Annotated in this window: 19 protein-coding genes; 13 read left to right on the forward strand and 6 right to left on the reverse strand. The window is 68.3% G+C overall.

The features are described 5' to 3' along the window. Positions 1-37: 37 nt before the first annotated feature. Complete coding sequence (locus tag ACFU7D_RS20800) at positions 38-1,219, reverse strand: serine hydrolase domain-containing protein (RefSeq protein ID WP_378870664.1); 1,182 nt, start codon at positions 1,217-1,219, stop codon at positions 38-40. 195 nt (positions 1,220-1,414) lie between these two features. Here ACFU7D_RS20800 and ACFU7D_RS20805 point away from each other — a divergent pair, with 195 nt between their 5' ends. Further along, complete coding sequence (locus ACFU7D_RS20805) at positions 1,415-2,368, forward strand: alpha/beta hydrolase fold domain-containing protein (protein WP_378870667.1); 954 nt, start codon at positions 1,415-1,417, stop codon at positions 2,366-2,368. Between the two features lie 20 nt (positions 2,369-2,388). Next, positions 2,389-3,435 (forward strand): helix-turn-helix domain-containing protein, encoded by a 1,047-nt coding sequence (locus tag ACFU7D_RS20810; RefSeq protein ID WP_378870669.1) that lies wholly within the window; start codon positions 2,389-2,391, stop codon positions 3,433-3,435. 5 nt (positions 3,436-3,440) lie between these two features. Here the strand turns inward: ACFU7D_RS20810 and ACFU7D_RS20815 are convergent, their stop codons facing one another. From ACFU7D_RS20815 to ACFU7D_RS20825, 3 genes are read right to left on the reverse strand one after another with little or no spacing between them, the layout of a single operon-like run. After that, positions 3,441-4,340, reverse strand: a complete 900-nt coding sequence (locus ACFU7D_RS20815) for a heme A synthase (RefSeq protein WP_378870671.1) — start codon at positions 4,338-4,340, stop codon at positions 3,441-3,443. Beyond that, positions 4,337-5,128 (reverse strand): ABC transporter permease, encoded by a 792-nt coding sequence (locus tag ACFU7D_RS20820; protein WP_378731814.1) that lies wholly within the window; start codon positions 5,126-5,128, stop codon positions 4,337-4,339. Before ACFU7D_RS20820 ends, ACFU7D_RS20815 begins: the two co-directional genes overlap by 4 nt. Further along, positions 5,121-6,083 carry an ABC transporter ATP-binding protein gene (locus ACFU7D_RS20825; protein ID WP_378870673.1) on the reverse strand — a complete coding sequence of 321 codons (963 nt, stop codon included), beginning with the start codon at positions 6,081-6,083 and terminating at the stop codon, positions 5,121-5,123. The genes ACFU7D_RS20820 and ACFU7D_RS20825 overlap by 8 nt, the downstream gene beginning before the upstream one ends. A 247-nt stretch (positions 6,084-6,330) precedes the next feature. Between ACFU7D_RS20825 and ACFU7D_RS20830 the strand changes: the two genes are divergently transcribed. The 3 genes from ACFU7D_RS20830 (at position 6,331) to ACFU7D_RS20840 (ending at position 8,689) form a co-directional block, all read left to right on the forward strand. Then, positions 6,331-6,972 carry a glyoxalase gene (locus ACFU7D_RS20830; protein WP_378870675.1) on the forward strand — a complete coding sequence of 214 codons (642 nt, stop codon included), beginning with the start codon at positions 6,331-6,333 and terminating at the stop codon, positions 6,970-6,972. Beyond that, a complete protein-coding gene (locus ACFU7D_RS20835; protein ID WP_378870677.1) occupies positions 6,938-7,408 on the forward strand; it encodes a PPOX class F420-dependent oxidoreductase in 471 nt (156 codons plus the stop codon). Before ACFU7D_RS20830 ends, ACFU7D_RS20835 begins: the two co-directional genes overlap by 35 nt. An 84-nt stretch (positions 7,409-7,492) precedes the next feature. Beyond that, positions 7,493-8,689, forward strand: coding sequence for a PQQ-binding-like beta-propeller repeat protein (locus ACFU7D_RS20840; RefSeq protein WP_378870680.1), 1,197 nt, complete (start codon positions 7,493-7,495; stop codon positions 8,687-8,689). Positions 8,690-8,751: 62 nt separating this feature from the next. Here ACFU7D_RS20840 and ACFU7D_RS20845 read toward each other — a convergent pair whose 3' ends face one another. Beyond that, a complete protein-coding gene (locus ACFU7D_RS20845; RefSeq protein ID WP_378870682.1) occupies positions 8,752-9,357 on the reverse strand; it encodes a methyltransferase domain-containing protein in 606 nt (201 codons plus the stop codon). A gap of 69 nt (positions 9,358-9,426) precedes the next feature. On the opposite strand from ACFU7D_RS20845, the gene ACFU7D_RS20850 reads away from it, so the two are divergent. The 8 genes from ACFU7D_RS20850 (at position 9,427) to ACFU7D_RS20885 (ending at position 16,182) form a co-directional block, all read left to right on the forward strand. After that, positions 9,427-9,810, forward strand: a complete 384-nt coding sequence (locus ACFU7D_RS20850; protein WP_378870684.1) for a hypothetical protein — start codon at positions 9,427-9,429, stop codon at positions 9,808-9,810. 94 nt (positions 9,811-9,904) lie between these two features. Then, a complete protein-coding gene (locus tag ACFU7D_RS20855) occupies positions 9,905-10,648 on the forward strand; it encodes a helix-turn-helix transcriptional regulator (RefSeq protein WP_378731825.1) in 744 nt (247 codons plus the stop codon). Beyond that, positions 10,645-12,063, forward strand: coding sequence for a Fe-S cluster assembly protein SufB (gene sufB, locus ACFU7D_RS20860; RefSeq protein WP_091041037.1), 1,419 nt, complete (start codon positions 10,645-10,647; stop codon positions 12,061-12,063). The genes ACFU7D_RS20855 and sufB overlap by 4 nt, the downstream gene beginning before the upstream one ends. Further along, the gene (gene sufD / locus ACFU7D_RS20865) at positions 12,063-13,244 is read left to right on the forward strand and encodes a Fe-S cluster assembly protein SufD (RefSeq protein WP_378870686.1); all 1,182 of its coding nucleotides are present in this window, start codon (positions 12,063-12,065) and stop codon (positions 13,242-13,244) included. Before sufB ends, sufD begins: the two co-directional genes overlap by 1 nt. Then, positions 13,241-13,999, forward strand: coding sequence for a Fe-S cluster assembly ATPase SufC (gene sufC / locus ACFU7D_RS20870; protein ID WP_378731831.1), 759 nt, complete (start codon positions 13,241-13,243; stop codon positions 13,997-13,999). The genes sufD and sufC overlap by 4 nt, the downstream gene beginning before the upstream one ends. Before the next feature lies 1 nt (position 14,000). Further along, entirely contained in the window at positions 14,001-15,254 is a 1,254-nt protein-coding gene (locus ACFU7D_RS20875; protein ID WP_378870689.1) for a cysteine desulfurase, read from the forward strand. Then, positions 15,254-15,706 (forward strand): Fe-S cluster assembly sulfur transfer protein SufU, encoded by a 453-nt coding sequence (gene sufU / locus ACFU7D_RS20880; RefSeq protein ID WP_378731835.1) that lies wholly within the window; start codon positions 15,254-15,256, stop codon positions 15,704-15,706. The genes ACFU7D_RS20875 and sufU overlap by 1 nt, the downstream gene beginning before the upstream one ends. A 140-nt stretch (positions 15,707-15,846) precedes the next feature. Then, positions 15,847-16,182, forward strand: coding sequence for a metal-sulfur cluster assembly factor (locus tag ACFU7D_RS20885; protein ID WP_355227836.1), 336 nt, complete (start codon positions 15,847-15,849; stop codon positions 16,180-16,182). Between the two features lie 158 nt (positions 16,183-16,340). On the opposite strand, the gene ACFU7D_RS20890 is transcribed toward ACFU7D_RS20885, so the two are convergent. After that, positions 16,341-17,798: a hypothetical protein gene (locus tag ACFU7D_RS20890; protein WP_378870691.1), complete on the reverse strand. Its 1,458-nt coding sequence runs from the start codon at positions 17,796-17,798 to the stop codon at positions 16,341-16,343. Between the last annotated feature and the right edge of the window lie 239 nt (positions 17,799-18,037).

The following is an 18,037-nucleotide window of genomic DNA, read 5'->3' on the forward strand; positions in this document are numbered from 1 at the left end:
AGCCACAGGTGGCTTCAGCCCTCCCGGTTGTCGGTGCTCACCCGAGCGCGTCGTAGACGGCCTTCTCCATGTCGAGGAAGCCGCCCACCGATCCGGGGTCGGCGAACGGGAGGATCTGGGTGGCCCAGTAGCCACCGATCTTGTTCTCCCGGTCGATCCAGTAGTAGAGGTTCGCAAGGCCCGCCCACCCGAGCGCGCCGGCGGGACGCCCCGTCGGCGCGACGTTCTCGTTGGTCATGAAGGTGTAGGCCCAGCCCTTGGGATCGCCGGGGAAGAACTCGGCGTCGTTCGACAGCGACGGGATCACGCCCGGGAGCATCGTGACCGCGAGGTCTCCCAGGTCGTTCCTGGTCGCCCACGCCACGGTCTCCGGCTTCAGGATGGTGGTGCCGTCGTCGGCAGCACCGTCGTTGAGCCACATCCGGATGAAGGTGAGGTAGTCACCGACCGTGGAGAACAGTCCATGCCCGCCGAAGTGCACCTCCGGCTCGGCAGGAAGGACGAAGTCGGTCGCGACGATGCCCGAGTCGTCTCGTTGGTGCATCGTGGCCAGCCGCGAACGCAGCTCGTCGGTCAGGACGAACGACGTCGAGGTCATGCCGAGCGGGTCCAGCACGCGCTCCTTCAGCGCTTCGCCGAGCGTGGTCCCGGTGACGCCCTCGATCACCTGCCCGGCCCAGTCGATGTTGGAGCCGTACTCCCACCGCGTCCCCGGGTCGAACAGCAGCGGCGTCTGCAACGCAGCCCGCGACGCGGTGACCACGCTCGGCTGTCCGTGGTCGGTCGCCAGGCGTTGGTACGTCTCGTTGAAGAAGTCGTAGCCGAATCCAGCCGTGTGGAGCAGCAGCTGCCTGGTGGTCACCTCGGACGCGGGTGGCCGGAGCACGGGGGTGCCGTTGCCGGCGAACCCGTCGATCACCTGGAGCTCGCCGATTCCCGGTGCGTACTCCTTCGCCGGGGCGTCGAGGTCGAGCTGCCCGCTCTCCACGAGCTGGAGCGCGACGGTGCCGGTCAAGGCCTTCGTCGTCGAGAAGATGCTGAAGACGGTGTCCTCGGTCATCGGCTGGTCACCGCCGAGCGCGCGGGACCCAGCTGCTTCGACGAACAGCGTCTCCTCGGCGTTCGTCAGGCCGGCGACGACGCCGGGGACCGCGCCGTTCGCGACGCTGTCCTGGATGACGCCGCTCGCGGCCTCGATGGCCTTCTGTACATCGGACATGTGGATTGGTCCTCTCACGATGAGATGTGTCGTGGGTCACAGACTGGTCTGATGAGGCAGAGGTCCGGAACCGCCGGAAGGGCGCAATCGCGACCTCGGCGACCCGACAGATGGCGGGTACGGATGCGGCTGCTCCGCCGTACAGTTGGGCTACCGAAAGGTGCGAGGGGGAGGTCAGTGTCGACGGAGCATGTGATGCCACGCCCGGGCTTCGACCCGGAGCTGAAGGCCGGGCTCGCCGTGGTCGGGGGCATGTTCCCGCCCACCGTCACGCCTGAGCTGGTCGAGTTCATGCGGGCCAGCTACGCCGCGCCGCCGATGGACGACGTGTTCGCCGCCCGACGGATCGATGTGCGCGAGGTGAGCTTTCCCGGTCACGGCGGCGACGAGATCACCGCCGCCGTGCTCCGCTCGGCCGATGTCGACGGCCCGCGCCCGGCGGTCCTCTACGCGCACTCCGGCGGCCTCATGTTCGGTGACAAGTTCAGTGGCCTCGACTTGTGCCTCGACTGGGTCACCGATCTCGGTGTTGTCCTCGTCACCGTCGACTACCGCCTCGCGCCCGAGCACCCGGATCCGTACGCCCGCGAGGACATGTACGCCGCACTCGAGTGGCTCGCGCGGAACACCGATGACCTCAGCGTACGCAGCGACCGGCTGCTCGTTGCCGGCGCGAGCGCTGGGGGCGGGCTCGCGGCAGGCCTCGCCCTGGCCGCCCGGGATCGAGGCGGGCCCAGGCTGTGCGGACAGGTGCTCGACTACCCGATGCTGGATGACCGTGGCACCACCCCGTCCACCGATCAGTTCGACGGCGTCGGTGTGTGGGACCGGGTCAGCAACGAGACCGGATGGCAGGCGGTGCTCGGCGACCGACGGGGTGGACCAGAGGTGTCGCCTTTCATCGCCCCGGCCCGCGCGAGCGATCTGTCCGGGCTTCCGCCTGCCTTCATCGACGTCGGCGCCGCCGAGATCTTCCGCGACGAGGCGATGGCCTACGCCAACGGCATCTGGCGTGCTGGAGGCGATGCCGAGCTGCACGTGTGGTCAGGTGCGTTCCACGCGTGCGACATCTTCGCTCCGCACACCAGCGTCGGGCGCTCGATGATCAGCACCCGCAACAGATGGGTGGAGAAGATCCTTGCCGACTGAGCCGCGAGAGGAGAGCTGAGATGCAGGATCTGCTGGGACGTATCGCCCGGCTGGACCCGAGCGCGAGCCTCGGGTTGCGGGTCATCGCATGCTTCGATGAGCTGATCGTCGGCAACGTCAACACCCGTGCGCTGCTCGCCGCGGCCGCATCGCTGGCCGGTTGTGCGGCGGGGTTCGGCCAGAGCGACCCGACCCGGGTGATCCGCGTGGGGCCCAAGGGCGAGCTCCTGCCAGGACCGGGGCCGGCTCCGGCTGCGGAGGCGTCGGCCCCGATCGCGGCGGGCATGGTGGTGTGGCTGGAGCGTGAGGGTGCGGCGCTGGCCAACGATGCGATCATCCTCGAGCGCCTGGCACTGGCCGTACGCATCCGGCAGGGTCGTGGCCCGCGCGAGGTCGACAACCGGCGACATCTCGGGATTCTGACCGACCGTGAGGCGTCCGATGAGGAGCGTCTCGCCGCAGCCGGTGCGATCGGCCTGGTCGCCTCCCACCGTTACCGCGTGGTGGCGGCGCCCCTGTTCGCGGTGTGGTCGGGACGCCCGAGCGGACCCGAGGACGTGATCGGCACCCGCTACGGCCCGATCCATGCGCTCGTCATCCCGGAGACGTACGACGCCTTCGAGGCCTCCCCGTCCGGCATCGGCGCGGCGACGACGGTCGTCGGTCTCCACCATTCCTTCCGGACCGCTCTGGTGGCGCTACGGCTCTCGCTGCCCCCAGCCGAGCCGCAGGTGCTCGCGGACACCTACGGCGGTCTCGTCGAGCTGCTGGCCGAGGCCGGTGACGACGCCTGGCATCGTGACGCCGAGTGCCTCGATGCGGTGGCTCGGCACGCGTGGGGCATGGAGACCGTCGACGCGCTCGTCATGACGCAGTCCGTGCGCGAGGCGGCACGCAGGCTCGGCATCCACCATTCCACGATGCAGTCTCGCCTCGACACGATCGCCGCCACGCTCGGGTTCAACCCGATCGCGGGGTTCGGCAGGTCGCGCCTCGGGACCGCCTACCTCCAACACCGGATGCGGCGGTCGACGGTGCTGGACCTACCAGCGCCGTCGATGCGCTGAGCGGGTCAGCCGCGGGCGCGGGTGGAGACCAGAACGCGGGCGAGGCCGGCGGAGATGAGGGCGGCGCCGAGCATGTGGAAGCCGACCAAGAGGACGGGGAGGTCGGTGAGGTACTGGACCCAGCCGATCAGGCCCTGGGCCAGCTCGATGACCAGCAGGACGATCGTGACCCGGCGGACGTACGCGTTCTTCCGGCCCAGCCACAGCGTGACCAGCGTCGCGGCGATGAGCGCGTAGACGGCGTAGGCGTGGAGGTGGGACATCAGGGCCGGGTCGAGGCCGGTGCGGCGGGAGTCGAGGTCGCCGGAGTGAGGGCCGGAGCCGGTCACGACCGTGCCGAGCCAGAGCGAGAGCCAGCCGACGACGAAGGTGACCACGGCGGCGATGCGTACGGTGCGCGGCGCGGCTTCACGCTCCGGCGAGCGGAGGTCGTCGAGCAGCCATACGCACAGGCCGACCATCGCCATCGAGGCGAGCAGGTGCAGCGCGACGACATAGGGGTTGAGCTCGGAGAGGACGGTGATGCCGCCGATGACACCCTGCAGCGGGACACCGAGGGCGATGACGACTGCCAGGGTGCGGATGGTGCCGCGGCGGTTCCAGACGGCGATGACGACGGTGATGGCGATCGCGGCCAGGACGTAGGTCAGCAGCCGGTTGCCGAACTCGATGACGCCGTTGATCCCGAGCGCCTCGTGAGTCACGTAGGACTCCTCGGTGCACTTGGGCCAGGTGGGGCAGCCGAGGCCGGAGCCGGTCAGCCGGACCACCGCGCCGGTCACCACGATCCCGATGTTGGCGACGAGGTTGGCGATGGCGAGGCCGTACGCGTGGGCGCGGAGCCAGCCGAGGACCTTGTGCCTGGCCGAGGGGCCGGGGTCGGTGGAGGGTTCGGTGGTCGTCATTCCCACTTGAAGGTCCTAGCGGTGAGGGTGGAGCCGAGGACGGCCCAGATCAGGAGCACGCCGAGGTCTCGCCAAGCCGGGACGCCGTCGAGGAAGGCGGTGCGTACCGCCTCTCCGAGTGCGCCCGACGGGAGCCAGCGGGCGACGTCGCCGTAGGCGCCGTAGGCGGTCAGCGGCAGCACCACGGCACCGCCGGCCAGAAGAAGCAGGTAGATGAGGTTGGCCGCGGCCAGGGTCGCCTCGGCGCGCAGCACGCCGGCGACGAAGAGCCCGAGCGAGGCGAAGGCCAGCGTGCCCATCGCGATGGCGAGGAAGAAGGCGAGGACGGTGCCGAACCCCGCGGCGGGGGTCCAGCCGAGGATCTGGCCGACGGCGCCGATGACGAAGAGCTGCACGAGCTGTACGCAGCCGAGCGCGAGCACCTTGCCGGCGAGCAGCCCGATCCGGGGCAGCGGTGAGGCACCGAGCCGCTTGATCACGCCGTAGCGCCGCTCGAACCCGGTCGCGATCGCGAGGCTGGTGAAGCTCGTGGACATGATCGCCAGCGCGAGGACGCCCGGGGTCAGGATGTCCACCAAGGCGCGGTCGGTGCCGAGGTCGAGGTCGATCGCGTTGCCGGCGGTGACGCCGCCGATCAGCACCATCACCGGGATCACGACGGCCAGCAGGAGCTGCTCTCCGTTGCGAAGCATCAGCTTCGCCTCCATCAGCGCCTGGGCGACCACCTGTTGGGTGATCGGGGCGCCACCGGGCTTCGGGGTGAAGGTCCCCGTGGCCACCTCAGACATGCTCGATCCCCTCGGTGAGATGGAGCCCTCCGGTGAGATCGAGGAACACGTCCTCGAGGCTCCTGCGGCCCAGGGTCAGCGACTCCGGGAGGACGTCGTTCTCCTCGCACCAGCGGCTCACCTTGGCGAGGGTGGTCGGGTCGGCCTTGCCGGTGACCCGCATCGAGCGCTCGTCGAGCAGGGTCACCTCGGTGTCCTCACCGAGCGCCTTGCGCAGCGACTCGCGGGCACCCGGCGGGAACGGCTTGGTCACCACCAGCCGCACGGTGGCGGTCGCGCCGCCGCGGGTGAGCTCGAGCGGAGTGCCGGAGGCGATCATCCGGCCGCGATCGATGATGTGCACCTGGTCGGCCAGCTCCTCGGCCTCCTCCAGGTAGTGGGTGGTCAGCACGACGGTCACGCCGTCGGCGCGGAGCTCGCGCAGCAGCTCCCAGGTCGTACGCCGCCCCTGCGGGTCCATTCCCGCCGTCGGCTCGTCCACGAACACCAGCTCCGGCCGGCCGACCAGCGCCATCGCCAGCCCGAGCCGCTGCTGCTGCCCGCCGGAGAGTCGCCGGTAGGGGGTGCGACCGCACTCGCCCAGACCGAGCCGGTCGGCCAGCTGGTCGACGTCGAGCGGATGCGCGTGCAGCCGGGCGATGTGCTTGAGCATCTCCATGGCGCGTACGCCGCTCCAGGCGCCCTGCCCCTGCAGCATCACCCCGATCCGGGGGAGCAGCTGTTTGCGGTCGGCGATCGGGTCGAGCCCGAGCACCCGCACCGTGCCCTGCTGGGGCTTGCGATAGCCCTCGCACGTCTCCAGGGTGGTCGTCTTCCCGGCGCCGTTCGGCCCGAGCACGGCCGTGATCGAGCCCTCGGCGACGCTCAGCGTGAGGCCGTCGACGGCCGTCTTGTCGCCGTAGGCCATGCGCAGGTCGCGTACCTCGACAGCTGGCCTGGCGACGGAAGATTCCACGGCGGCAGTCTAAGAAGGCGCACGCCGGGGGCCCAATCGCGTAGCTGTGATCCTGTGGATTCTTAGCCGGCTATCAGGACGTTGGCCGCCCAACTCCCACCGAAGGACGGCCAACGCGGGGATGAGACGTGATGCCCCGGGGGCCATGACGCGGTGTCTCAGACACAATTTCTGCTCAGGAGATCAACAGACAAGGCGGTCAGGAATCGAGAAGCCCCAACGGCCCCGGGATTCCTAAGGTCGAGACATGTTCACACTTCAGACCATCACCCTCGACGCAACCGACCCCACGGACGCCCGCGCGTTCTACGAGAAGGCCTTCGGGCTCACCGACCAGATCTCCGTACGCCAGGGCCCGGGCACCGGCACCGGCCGGCCGTTCACGATCTCGCTGGTCGTGAGCCAGCCCTCGACGGTCGACAGCCTCGTCGACTCGGCCCTCGCCGCCGGCGCCACCTCGCTCAAGCCGGTCGAGAAGTCGTTCTGGGGCTACGGCGGCATCGTCCAGGCTCCCGACGGCTCGATCTGGAAGCTCGCGACCTCTCGAAAGAAGGACAACGGGCCGGCGACCCGGGAGATCGACGACATCGTCCTGCTCCTCGGCGTCGCCGACGTCAAGGCGAGCAAGCGGTTCTACGCCGAGCGTGGGCTCGGGGTGAAGCGGAGCTTCGGTGGCAAGTACGCCGAGTTCGAGGCCGCTCCCGGGGCGGTCCAGCTCGCGATCTACCCGCGGCACGCCCTGGAGAAGGAGACCGGTGTCGCGCTCGACCCGTCCGCCGCGTACGGGATCGTCCTGGGTGGCGCCGGCGAGGCCTTCACCGACCCGGACGGGTTCACCTGGCAGGCTGGGGACCATGGCACGCACGATCGCGACGAACACGACCGTTGATCTCGAGGGGCTCCTGGAGTTCGTACGTCCCCGCCACCAGATGATCCTGGTGACCGGCCGAGCCGACGGGTCTCCGCAGCTCTCGCCGGTCACCGGGGGCGTCGACGACGACGGGCGGATTGTGATCGCGACCTACCCCGAGCGGGCCAAGACCCGCAACGCCCGCAGCCGTCCGCAGGTCAGCGTCATGGTGCTCTCCGAGGAGTGGAACGGCGCCTGGGTCCAGGTCGACGGCGACGCCGAGGTCCTCGACGCGTCCTCCGGATCCGAGGCCCTCGACGCCTTCGTCACCTACTTCCGCAACATCTCCGGCGAGCACTCCGACTGGGACGAGTACCGCCAGGCCATGGTCGACCAGGGCAAGTCCCTCCTCCGGATCACCCCGAAGCGCTGGGGCCCGGTCGCCACCGGCGGCTTCCCCGCCCGCCTCGCCTGAGCGGGCGATACCGCTGACCAGCGGTCGACGCACTTTACGGAAAGCGGATACCCGGAGCGCAGACTCCCTTTACCGTTGGTCCCCGTGAAGTCTCGATGGGCGACTCTGACGGCGGTCCTGCTGGTCGGTGCGATGCTCGCGGGCTGTGGGGAGGAGTCGGGTTCGGCTCTGACCGAGAAGTGGACTCGACCGGGCGGTCCGGAGACCGAGTTCCTGTCGTCGGGTTCCTGGACGGCCACCGACGAGCTGTGGATCTACGCCAACATCGACGACTCCCGGATCGAGGCCGTACGTCTCGCCGACGGCAAGGAGGCCTGGCATCTGCCTCTGGAGGAGAACGTGTGCGAGATCTCCCCGGTGAACGAGGCCGGGCTCGTCGCGGTGCGTGACCATCCGTCGGGCTCGCACGGCTGCAACCGGGTCGCGGTCGTGGACACCTCCGACGGCGAGATCGTGTGGTCCGCGAAGTTCGAGTCGATCGGTGGACGCTCCGAGGGCGGTGGCATGGTCGGGCTGACCGAGGCGACCGTGTCGGTCGCGACCGATTGCGCGATCGAGCGCTGGGAGGTGACGACAGGCGACAGGCTGGAGCCGCTGAAGGCTCGTCAAGGTGCCGCCGAGCTGGGCTCGTTCGGATGTCGGGTAGCCACCACAGGTCCCACTGCCCTGGTCTCCGAGAAGGACGGCCTCAGCGGCTTCGACGTCGACACCGGCCAGCGCGCGTGGACTGTCCCCGGCGATCGGCCCTACGTGGGTGCGGTCTACGCCACCGGTCCGATCGTCGCCGACATCTGGATCGAGGGAGCGCAGGGTGTGCGCACCATCGACCCCGGCACCGGTGAGATGGGGAGAACCGTCGGCCGGGCACAGGAAGGTGTCGCCACGACGCCGGTGCTCGGGTCGGCCGACGTCGTGGACGACCGGGTCTTCGGCTCCTACGACGAGGAGCTGTCCGGGCCTGACGATGCCGGTGACGGTGCCCTTCGAGCCTGGGACCTGAGCTCGGGGACCGTGCTCTGGAGCCGCGCTGGCCAAGCCGGCGACACGTTCTTGGGAGCCGACGAGAACGGCGTCTACATCGGTCGTGACACCCAGTCCGATACCGGCTACGCCGTGATCCGTCGCGATCTCGACGGCGGTGGCGAAGAAACCCTCGGCACCGTCGCGACCACTCCCACCATGGTGACGAAGGTCGGTGACCTGCTGATGGTGGGCAGCGTCGACTCGACGAGCGAGGACAGCGAGACGACGGCCTACGAGCTGCCGTCGAAGGGGAACTGAGGATCCGCCTGGGCCTGCAGTGGGTTGTGAAGCTGAGCGTGGTCTATAGGTCACTCTCAGCTTCACAACCCTCGGGAACGCTGCCAGATCCCGAGGCGGTGGCTCCATGGCAGTCGCGGGTTCAGTCGGCGCGGCTCGGAGAGGTGGATCAGGTCGAAGTCGGGGCCGAGGGCGCGGGTCATGTCCTCGGGGACGTACGTCCATGGCGGGCCCGCTTCCTCGCTCGGCCGGTCGATCGGGAAGACCCCTGACGCGACCCGCCCGCCGGGGCGTACGACCGCGCGGGCCAGGTCGCCGACGCGGCCGCGCCAGGCGGGCGGCAGCGCGCAGAAGAAGGTGTGGTCCCACATCAGGTCCACCGGTCCGCCGGTCGCGTCCAGGACGATGTCGACGTCGAGCGCGTCGCCGACCACGTAGGTGAGATCCGGGTAGTGCTCTGCTGCATAGGCGGCCGCCGTCGGCGAGACGTCGACAACCGTCGTACGCCATCCGGCTGTCGCCAACCCCGCCGCATCGTGTCCGCGGCCGGCGCCGGGTGCGAAGGCGCTACCGGGCTCGCCGAACAGCGCCGCGTCCTCCTCGACGTAGGTCAAAGGAGCGCCGAGGTCCCAGCCGGTCGTGCCGCGGACGTAGGCGGTCTCCCAGTCCGTGGGGTCGTTGACTGTCATGGGCCGCAGTCTCTCAGCCAGCGCGACGGATGGTTCCGTATGCCGTCGCCGACCGGTACGCTTTCGAACATGAGATCGACTGGGGGTGCGTCCAGGTGGGACGTGCCGCTGCCGTTCGATGTCGCTCTCGAAGCGGTGCCGGTGCCTGCCAAACGATCACCCGCGCCTGCGCCGGAGGACGGAGCGCAGGTCCACCGTCTTGTCGGCGCACACCTCACCTCCCGCGGCCTGCCGCCCGGCTCCGACTTGATGATCAACCCCCGCCGACCCAGGCGCGGTGAGGTGGCGGTCGTGCGCTCTGGAGGCCGCACCCGGGTCGGCATCTTCGACCTCGAACGCGGTCGCGCGGTCCTCCGCTCCGACCGTGGCACCCGTTGGCTGCCGCCCGACACCGTCTTCGTCGGCGTCGCCGCTCTCGCCTCCCCGACCCTGGACGGGATGCCGACGGGCTGATCGGTGGTGACGTACGACACGTCGTCGCCGCCCGACGGGCTAGTAAGGGTTGCCTTCGTTGAATCCCTCGGGGGAATAACGTCACAATGGTGTTGTGAAATTCGACGAGAGCACTCTGCCCGCTCATGGGCACAGCGCAGAGACCAGCGAGGAGAGCACCCGCCAGCGGGTCGCTCGGTCGCTGCTCGTCGACGGTCCGCAGACCGCTGCGACGCTGGCCAAGCGCCTCGATCTCACCCCGGCCGCGGTCAGGCGCCACCTGGACGCCCTGGCCGAGGAGGAGGCGGTGGAGCAGCGCGAGCCGCGCACCGCGTCCACGCGCGGGCGGGGCCGCCCGGCCAAGCTCTTCGCGCTCACCGACCAGGGTCGGGACGGCTTCGAGAAGAAGTACGACGACCTGGCGGTCGAGGCGCTCCGGTTCCTCTCCGAGGTGGCCGGCGAGGAGGCCGTGCGGGAATTCGCGGAGCGCCGCGCGGCGTTCATCAAGCAGGGACTGGACCGGATCGCCGCCGGCGAGACGGACCTCAGCCCCGCGCAGGTGCTCGCGAACGTGTTCACGGCCAACGGCTACGCGGCCTCCGTCAGGGAGCTGCCGCTGATCAACGGTCATGACGCGGGTGAGCAGCTGTGCCAGCAGCACTGCCCGGTCGCCCACGTCGCCCAGGAGTTCCCCGAGCTCTGCGAGGCGGAGACAGAGGCGATCGCGAAGCTGCTCGGCACCCACGTACAACGCTTGGCCACCATCGCCCACGGCGACGGAGTCTGCACGACGCACATCCCTCCTGGATCCTCCGGTCCCGGCGAAGTTTCGAAGAAGAAGGAGCAGGTCACGACATGACCTCCATCGAGGAGCTCAACCCCGAGCTGAAGGGCATCGGCAAGTACGAGTTCGGCTGGTCCGACTCGGACGTCGCCGGTGCCGCGGCACAGCGCGGTCTCAACGACGCCATCGTCCGCGACATCTCCGGCAAGAAGTCCGAGCCGCAGTGGATGCTCGACCTGCGCCTGAAGGGCCTCAAGCTCTTCGGCCGCAAGCCGATGCCCACCTGGGGCTCCGACCTCTCGGACATCGACTTCGACAACATCAAGTACTTCGTGCGCTCGTCGGAGAAGCAGGCCACCTCGTGGGAGGACCTGCCCGAGGACATCAAGAACACCTACGACCGGCTCGGCATCCCGGAGGCGGAGAAGCAGCGCCTCGTCGCCGGTGTCGCCGCGCAGTACGAGTCGGAGGTCGTCTACCACTCGATCCGCGAGGACCTCGAGGCCCAGGGCGTGCTCTTCCTCGACACCGACACCGCGCTCAAGGAGCACCCGGAGATCTTCCAGGAGTACTTCGGCACGGTGATCCCGGTCGGCGACAACAAGTTCGCCGCGCTGAACACCGCGGTGTGGTCGGGTGGATCCTTCATCTACGTGCCCAAGGGTGTCCACGTCGACATCCCGCTGCAGGCCTACTTCCGGATCAACACCGAGAACATGGGCCAGTTCGAGCGCACCCTGATCATCGCCGACGAGGGCTCCTACGTTCACTACGTCGAGGGCTGCACCGCGCCGATCTACCAGTCCGACTCGCTGCACTCCGCGGTCGTCGAGATCATCGTGAAGAAGAACGCCCGGGTTCGCTACACGACCATCCAGAACTGGTCGAACAACGTCTACAACCTGGTCACCAAGCGCGCCGTCTGCGAGGAGGGCGCGACCATGGAGTGGGTCGACGGCAACATCGGCTCCAAGGTGACCATGAAGTACCCGGCGGTCTACCTGATGGGTGAGCACGCCAAGGGCGAGACGCTCTCCATCGCCTTCGCCGGCGAGGGCCAGCACCAGGACGCGGGCGCCAAGATGGTGCACGCCGCCCCGAACACCTCCAGCTCGATCCTGAGCAAGTCGGTGGCTCGCGGCGGTGGCCGCACGTCCTACCGCGGTCTGATCCAGATCAACGAGGGCGCCCACGGCTCGAAGTCCAACGTGCTGTGCGACGCGCTCCTGGTCGACCAGATCTCCCGCTCGGACACCTACCCCTACGTCGACATCCGCGAGGACGACGTCTCGATGGGTCACGAGGCGAGCGTCTCGAAGGTCTCCGACGACCAGCTGTTCTACCTGATGTCCCGCGGCATGGCCGAGGACGAGGCGATGGCGATGATCGTGCGCGGCTTCGTCGAGCCGATCGCCAAGGAGCTCCCGATGGAGTACGCCCTCGAGCTCAACCGCCTGATCGAACTGCAGATGGAAGGAGCCGTCGGCTGATGACGGCAGTAGCTGACGCTCTCGAGATGAACAAGGTCGAGAGCCACCTCCACCCGGAGGGAAGTTTCGACGTCGATGCCCACGAGGTGCCGAAGGGTCGCGAGGAGATCTGGCGGTTCACCCCGCTCAAGCGCCTCCACAAGATCCACGACGACGCCCCGTTCGCCGACGGTGCGACCAAGGTGGAGATCGAGGCGGCCGCGGGTGTGACCGTCGAGACCGTGGCGGCCGACGATGACGTACGCGGGTCCTCGGGTCTGGTCCCGACCGACCGCGTCTCCGCGCGGGCCTGGGCGGCCAGCACCGGCGCGACCCTCGTGCGGATCCCGACCGACACCGTCGTCGAGGGCGCGACCGTGATCCGCCACCACGGCACCGGCTCGGAGACCGCCGGCGCCGGTCACGCGGTGATCGTGGCGGAGAAGTTCGCCAAGGCGACCGTCGTGCTCGTCTTCGAGGGCTCCGCCGTCGTCGCCGACAACATCGAGATCGTCGTCGAGGACGGTGCCGACCTCACCGTCGTCTCCGTCCAGGACTGGGCCGACGACGCCGTCCACCTCTCCACCCAGCACGCCAAGGTCGGCCGCGACGCCAACCTGAAGCACGTCTCGGTGAGCTTCGGCGGCGACGTGGTGCGCCACGACTTCTCGGCGGAGTACTCCGGTCCCGGCGGCTCCGTGGAGTCGCTCGGCCTCTACTTCGCCGATGCCGGCCAGCACATCGAGCACCGCCTCTTCGTCGACCACACCGCGCCGAAGACCAAGTCCAACGTGATCTACAAGGGCGCGCTGCAGGGCGAGAAGGCCCACGCGGTCTGGATCGGCAACGTGCTGATCCGCAAGGAGGCCGAGGGAATCGAGACGTATGAGGAGAACCGCAACCTCATCCTCACCGACGGTGCCTGGGCTGACTCCGTGCCCAACCTGGAGATCGAGACCGGCGAGATCGAGGGCGCGGGTCACGCGTCGGCGATCGGCCGTTTCGACGACGAGCAGCTCTTCTACCTGCAGAGCCGCGGCATCTCCGAGACCGAGGCCAAGCGCCTGGTCGTGCACGGCTTCTTCAACGACCTGATCCGTCAGATCGGTGTCCCCGAGCTCGAGGAGAAGCTGACCGGCACGGTCGAGGCCGAGCTCGCCAAGAACATCAACACCCTTATCGAGAAGGACGCAACCGCATGAGCACGCTTGAGATCAAGGACCTCACGGTCTCGGTCGACACCGAGGACGGTGCCAAGGAGATCCTCAAGGGCGTGACCCTGACGATCAACTCCGGCGAGACCCACGCGATCATGGGCCCCAACGGCTCGGGCAAGTCGACGCTTGCCTACTCGATCGCCGGCCACCCGAAGTACACCATCACCGGCGGCACCGTCACCCTCGACGGTGAGGACGTCCTGGAGATGTCGGTCGACGAGCGCGCCAAGGCCGGTCTGTTCCTGGCGATGCAGTACCCCGTCGAGGTTCCCGGCGTGAGCGTGGCCAACTTCCTGCGCACCGCGAAGACCGCGCTGACCGGCGAGGCCCCCAAGCTGCGTACGTGGGTCAAGGACGTCAACGGTGCGATGAACAAGATGCACCTGGACCCGTCCTTCTCGCAGCGCTCGGTCAACGAGGGCTTCTCCGGCGGCGAGAAGAAGCGCCACGAGATCGCCCAGCTCGACATCCTCGACCCGGCCTTCGCGCTGCTCGACGAGATCGACTCCGGCCTCGACATCGACGCGCTCAAGGTCGTCTCCGAGGGGATCAACGACTTCCGCGCCCGCGATGGCAAGTCGGTCCTGCTGATCACCCACTACACCCGCATCCTGCGCTACATCAAGCCTGACCACGTGCACGTCTTCGTGGCCGGCAAGATCGCGGAGTCGGGTGGCCCGGACCTGGCCGAGGAGCTGGAGGCCAACGGCTACGAGAAGTACGTCGCGGCAGGGGTCTGACATGAAGGGTCTGCTGCCCGACCTGGATCTGGTCCGCAAGGACTTCCCGATCCTGGAGCGCACCTTCGACGGCGGCGAGACCCCGCTGGTCTACCTCGACAGCGCCAACACCTCGCAGAAGCCGCAGATCGTGATCGACACCATGGTCGACCACCTGGAGCGGCACAACGCCAACATCGCCCGGGCGATGCACCACCTGGGTGCTGAGGCCACCGAGGCGTTCGAGGGGGCGCGCGACACCGTCGCGCGCTTCCTCGGCGCGCCCGAGCGCGACGAGGTGATCTTCACCAAGAACGCCTCCGAGGGGCTCAACCTGGTCGCCAACACCGTGCCGCTGGCCGAGGGCGACGTGGTCGTGACCACCGAGATGGAGCACCACTCCAACATCGTTCCGTGGCAGCTCGCCACGCAGCGTGCGGGTGCGACGTTGAAGTGGTTCGGGCTCACCGACTCCGGTGATCTCGACCTGTCGAACATCGACGAGCTGATCACGCCGGCGACCAAGATCGTCGCGCTGACCTGGGTCTCCAACATGCTCGGCACGATCAACCCGGTCGCCGAGATCGCCCGCAAGGCCCACGAGGTCGGTGCGCTGGTCGTCGTCGACGCCGCGCAGGCCGCGCCGGTGCTGCCGATCGACCTGGCCTCGATGGCCGAGGAGGAGCGTCCCGACTTCCTCGTCTTCACCGGCCACAAGGTCGTCGGCCCGACCGGCATCGGCGTCCTGTGGGGCCGGCGTGCCGCGCTCGAGGCGCTGCCGCCGTTCCTCGGTGGCGGCGAGATGATCGCGACGGTCACGATGGAGAAGTCGACCTACGCGCCGATCCCGCACAAGTTCGAGGCCGGCACGCCGCCGATCGCCGAGGCCGTGGGTCTCGGGGCGGCACTCGAATACCTCATGCACGTCGGCATGGAGAACGTCCACGCCCACGAGCAGGCGATCACGGCCTACGCGCTGGAGCGCCTCGCGACCGTCCCGGGCGTGACCGTGCTCGGCCCGGCCGACGCGGCCAAGCGCGGCGGAGCGATCTCCTTTGAGCTCGACGGTGTGCATCCGCACGACGTGGCCCAGGTCCTCGACTCCAAGGGCGTCGCCATCCGCGCCGGGCACCACTGCGCCAAGCCGGCCCACCAGCGGTTCGGCGTACAGGCCTCCAACCGGATGTCGTCCTACCTCTACACCACGCCCGCCGAGATCGACGCGCTGGTCGAGGGGTTGGAATACGTACGCACGTTCTTCAAGTTGGACCAGTGATGACTGCCGCGAACCTCGAGAGCATGTACCAGGAGATCATCCTGGATCACTACAAGAACCCGCACGGGAAGGGTCTTCGCGACCCCTTCGAGGCAGAGGTTCACCACGTCAACCCGACCTGCGGTGACGAGATCACCCTGCGGATCCACGTCGCCGGCGGCAAGATCGAGGACATCTCCTACGACGCCCTCGGCTGTTCGATCTCGCAGGCATCGGCCTCCGTGCTCAACGACCTGGTCGTCGGCAGGACGGTCGACGATGCGATGGTCATCCACGAGGAGTTCCTGCGGCTGATGCAGGGCAAGGGCCAGGTGGAGCCCGACGAGGACATTCTGGAGGACGGCATCGCCTTCGCCGGCGTCGCCAAGTTCCCCGCCCGGATCAAGTGCGCGCTGCTGTCGTGGATGGCGTGGAAAGACGCCACCGCCAAGGCTGTCGCCGAGGAGAACTGATGACTGAGACCGACCACACTGAGCACAATCACGCGGGTCACGACCACGCGGGTCACGACCACGCGGGTCATGACCACTCCGGTCACGACCACTCGGGCCACGGCCATGGCCACGGTCACGAGGCCCCGGAGTGGCAGGGGATGCGTACGTCCACGGTCGAGGGCGCGAGCCTGAAGATCGAGGACGTCGAGGAGGCGATGAAGGACGTCGTCGACCCCGAGCTCGGCATCAACGTCGTCGACTTGGGCCTGATCTACGGCCTGCACATCGAGGACCACTCCAACGTGGTCATCGACATGACGCTGACCTCGGCGGCCTGCCCGCTGACCGACGTCATCCAGGACCAGACCGCCCAGGCCCTTGAGGGCATGGTCAACGACGTGCACATCAACTGGGTCTGGATGCCGCCGTGGGGCCCGGACAAGATCACCCCCGACGGCCGCGAGATGCTGCGCGCGCTCGGGTTCAACGTCTGATCCCGTTCATCGACGGCATGACGCACCGCTGGGTGACATGGCTGGTCAGGGCCACGCCTCTCGGTGACACGCCTCGGTCGGGTGGTTGCGGGGTGTAGACACCAAGCTCGGGCCTCTGTCGGGTGTGCTGCCCAACCGGGCCTGTGTCTGTCAGGAGATCAGGCGTACTCCCGTCCTGGGCGGTCGCGATGGGCCGTCGGATCGCCAGGACCGAGGTCGTCCGCGATCTCCTTGCGGTGCTGCTCGAGGCGATCGCGTACGTGCGCATCGGTCTTCGAGAACGCATCGGCTGCGATCGCCAAGACCTCGCCGGCGTCGATGCAGTGCTGCCCCATGTTCAGCAGCACTGTGGTGAGCGCGTCGGTGAGCACCTCGATGAGGCCGCTCGGGCCGGTGGGTCCCAACCCGATGCTCGACGGTCGACTGAACGCGCTGCTCCCGGGGAAGACGTCGATGGCCTTCGCCGTGTTTCGGATTTGCTCGCCGACGAAACGCATGTCGTCGTTGCCGATGGTTCGGAGCTTGCCGGGATCGACATACACCTCCTCGCGCGCCGTGACCAGGTCAGTCGGATCAGTCTCGGAGAACAGGTCATCGGGGCGTGGGGGAGCGAACTTCGGCTCGGAGCCGGTGGCGCCGCTCATCTCCTGAAGCATCGCGTCCAGGATGTCCCAGACGGCCTGCTCCTCGGTGCGTATCCGCTCATTGAGCTTCTTGACGGCTGCGGCTGTGTTGTCGAGCACCACCTGCATGTTGGGTCCATGGAGTTCGCGTGTGTCGGGGGGCGCCGGAATCAGGGAAGTTGCCTTCTCGACCGTTGACAGCAACGTATTGGCCACTCCGACCACCGCGCCCACAGGACCGGATACCAAGAGGCCAACCACGCCTTGCAGGATGCCGAGGAGGGTCCAACCGGCCTTCGCGTCCGACCCGATGGGGTACATGGCCTTCGCTGCTTGCTCGGCGATCAGGGTGATCGCCTTGCGGGAGCGAATCCAGATCTGCTCCTCGGTGCGGTATGCCGCGGCCAGTGTGGCCCCAGCCACGGCGTCATTCATACAACTGGGGGCGACCCACGTGAGGAAGTTCTTGCTGAAGGCGTCTACCGTCGCGGCATTGAACGGCGCCAGCTCTGAGACCACGAAGGACAGCCGCGCGGCCAGTGCATTGCCTGACGGCTTGGACGTTTCTCCTGGTACCTGCCCACCACAGGCCAGCACCGAGATCGCGTCTTCAACCGACGTGGCGGGACCGGAGAATCGTGAGCTGTCGTAGGGGTTGGGCAGGTCGTGCCAGTCGCGGAATACATCCTCGACGGCCTGCGTCCACGGCTCATAGACGTCGGCGGTCGGATCGAAACGGATGTCTGACTCTGGCGTGTCGCCCAGACCCGCCGATGGTTCGGCGCGCAACGTCACCACGCCGGTGGGGGGACCGCCGGGGCCAGGGAAGCTCGTCACTACATAGCCCGACGCTCGGTGCACGTAGTGGTCGCCATGGAGGCTGCAGTCGTAGTTGTAGGACATCTCGGCCTGGATGGCCGCGTGCGCGACCTTCTCGACCAGCGAGCGGAGGTCCTCGTAGGAACCATGCGGTTGCGGATCAGAAGCGGTCATCTGCATTTCCTCTCAACGCGCGGTGCGGTCAGCCCGGACTACTTCGGCAAGCGTGACGGAGCCCGCTTTCACTTGTCTGTCACGCCGCCAGTTGTCGAACGTTGTCGGTGGGGTGTCTCGTGAACGCCGGGCAGGCAACCGCACTCGGCCCGAAGTCAGGTGAACCGTTACCCCGGGTGACCGCACCGAACTCGATGCCTCGCGACCCGGGCCGTTCGTGGATCGTGGGAGTCCTGAGG

Source organism: Nocardioides sp. NPDC057577, from assembly GCF_042801335.1.
Classification (GTDB): Bacteria; Actinomycetota; Actinomycetes; order Propionibacteriales; family Nocardioidaceae; genus Nocardioides.

Excerpts from the sequence above, each read along its gene's own strand:
- ACFU7D_RS20800 (WP_378870664.1), bottom strand. The coding sequence starts at position 1,219 with ATGTCCGATGTACAGAAGGCCATCGAGGCCGCGAGCGGCGTCATCCAG.
- ACFU7D_RS20805 (WP_378870667.1), top strand. The coding sequence starts at position 1,415 with ATGCCACGCCCGGGCTTCGACCCGGAGCTGAAGGCCGGGCTCGCCGTG.
- ACFU7D_RS20810 (WP_378870669.1), top strand. The coding sequence starts at position 2,389 with ATGCAGGATCTGCTGGGACGTATCGCCCGGCTGGACCCGAGCGCGAGC.
- ACFU7D_RS20815 (WP_378870671.1), bottom strand. The coding sequence starts at position 4,340 with ATGACGACCACCGAACCCTCCACCGACCCCGGCCCCTCGGCCAGGCAC.
- ACFU7D_RS20820 (WP_378731814.1), bottom strand. The coding sequence starts at position 5,128 with ATGTCTGAGGTGGCCACGGGGACCTTCACCCCGAAGCCCGGTGGCGCC.
- ACFU7D_RS20830 (WP_378870675.1), top strand. The coding sequence starts at position 6,331 with ATGTTCACACTTCAGACCATCACCCTCGACGCAACCGACCCCACGGAC.
- ACFU7D_RS20835 (WP_378870677.1), top strand. The coding sequence starts at position 6,938 with ATGGCACGCACGATCGCGACGAACACGACCGTTGATCTCGAGGGGCTC.
- ACFU7D_RS20845 (WP_378870682.1), bottom strand. The coding sequence starts at position 9,357 with ATGACAGTCAACGACCCCACGGACTGGGAGACCGCCTACGTCCGCGGC.
- ACFU7D_RS20850 (WP_378870684.1), top strand. The coding sequence starts at position 9,427 with ATGAGATCGACTGGGGGTGCGTCCAGGTGGGACGTGCCGCTGCCGTTC.
- sufB (WP_091041037.1), top strand. The coding sequence starts at position 10,645 with ATGACCTCCATCGAGGAGCTCAACCCCGAGCTGAAGGGCATCGGCAAG.
- sufD (WP_378870686.1), top strand. The coding sequence starts at position 12,063 with ATGACGGCAGTAGCTGACGCTCTCGAGATGAACAAGGTCGAGAGCCAC.
- sufC (WP_378731831.1), top strand. The coding sequence starts at position 13,241 with ATGAGCACGCTTGAGATCAAGGACCTCACGGTCTCGGTCGACACCGAG.
- ACFU7D_RS20875 (WP_378870689.1), top strand. The coding sequence starts at position 14,001 with ATGAAGGGTCTGCTGCCCGACCTGGATCTGGTCCGCAAGGACTTCCCG.
- sufU (WP_378731835.1), top strand. The coding sequence starts at position 15,254 with ATGACTGCCGCGAACCTCGAGAGCATGTACCAGGAGATCATCCTGGAT.
- ACFU7D_RS20885 (WP_355227836.1), top strand. The coding sequence starts at position 15,847 with ATGCGTACGTCCACGGTCGAGGGCGCGAGCCTGAAGATCGAGGACGTC.
- ACFU7D_RS20890 (WP_378870691.1), bottom strand. The coding sequence starts at position 17,798 with ATGACCGCTTCTGATCCGCAACCGCATGGTTCCTACGAGGACCTCCGC.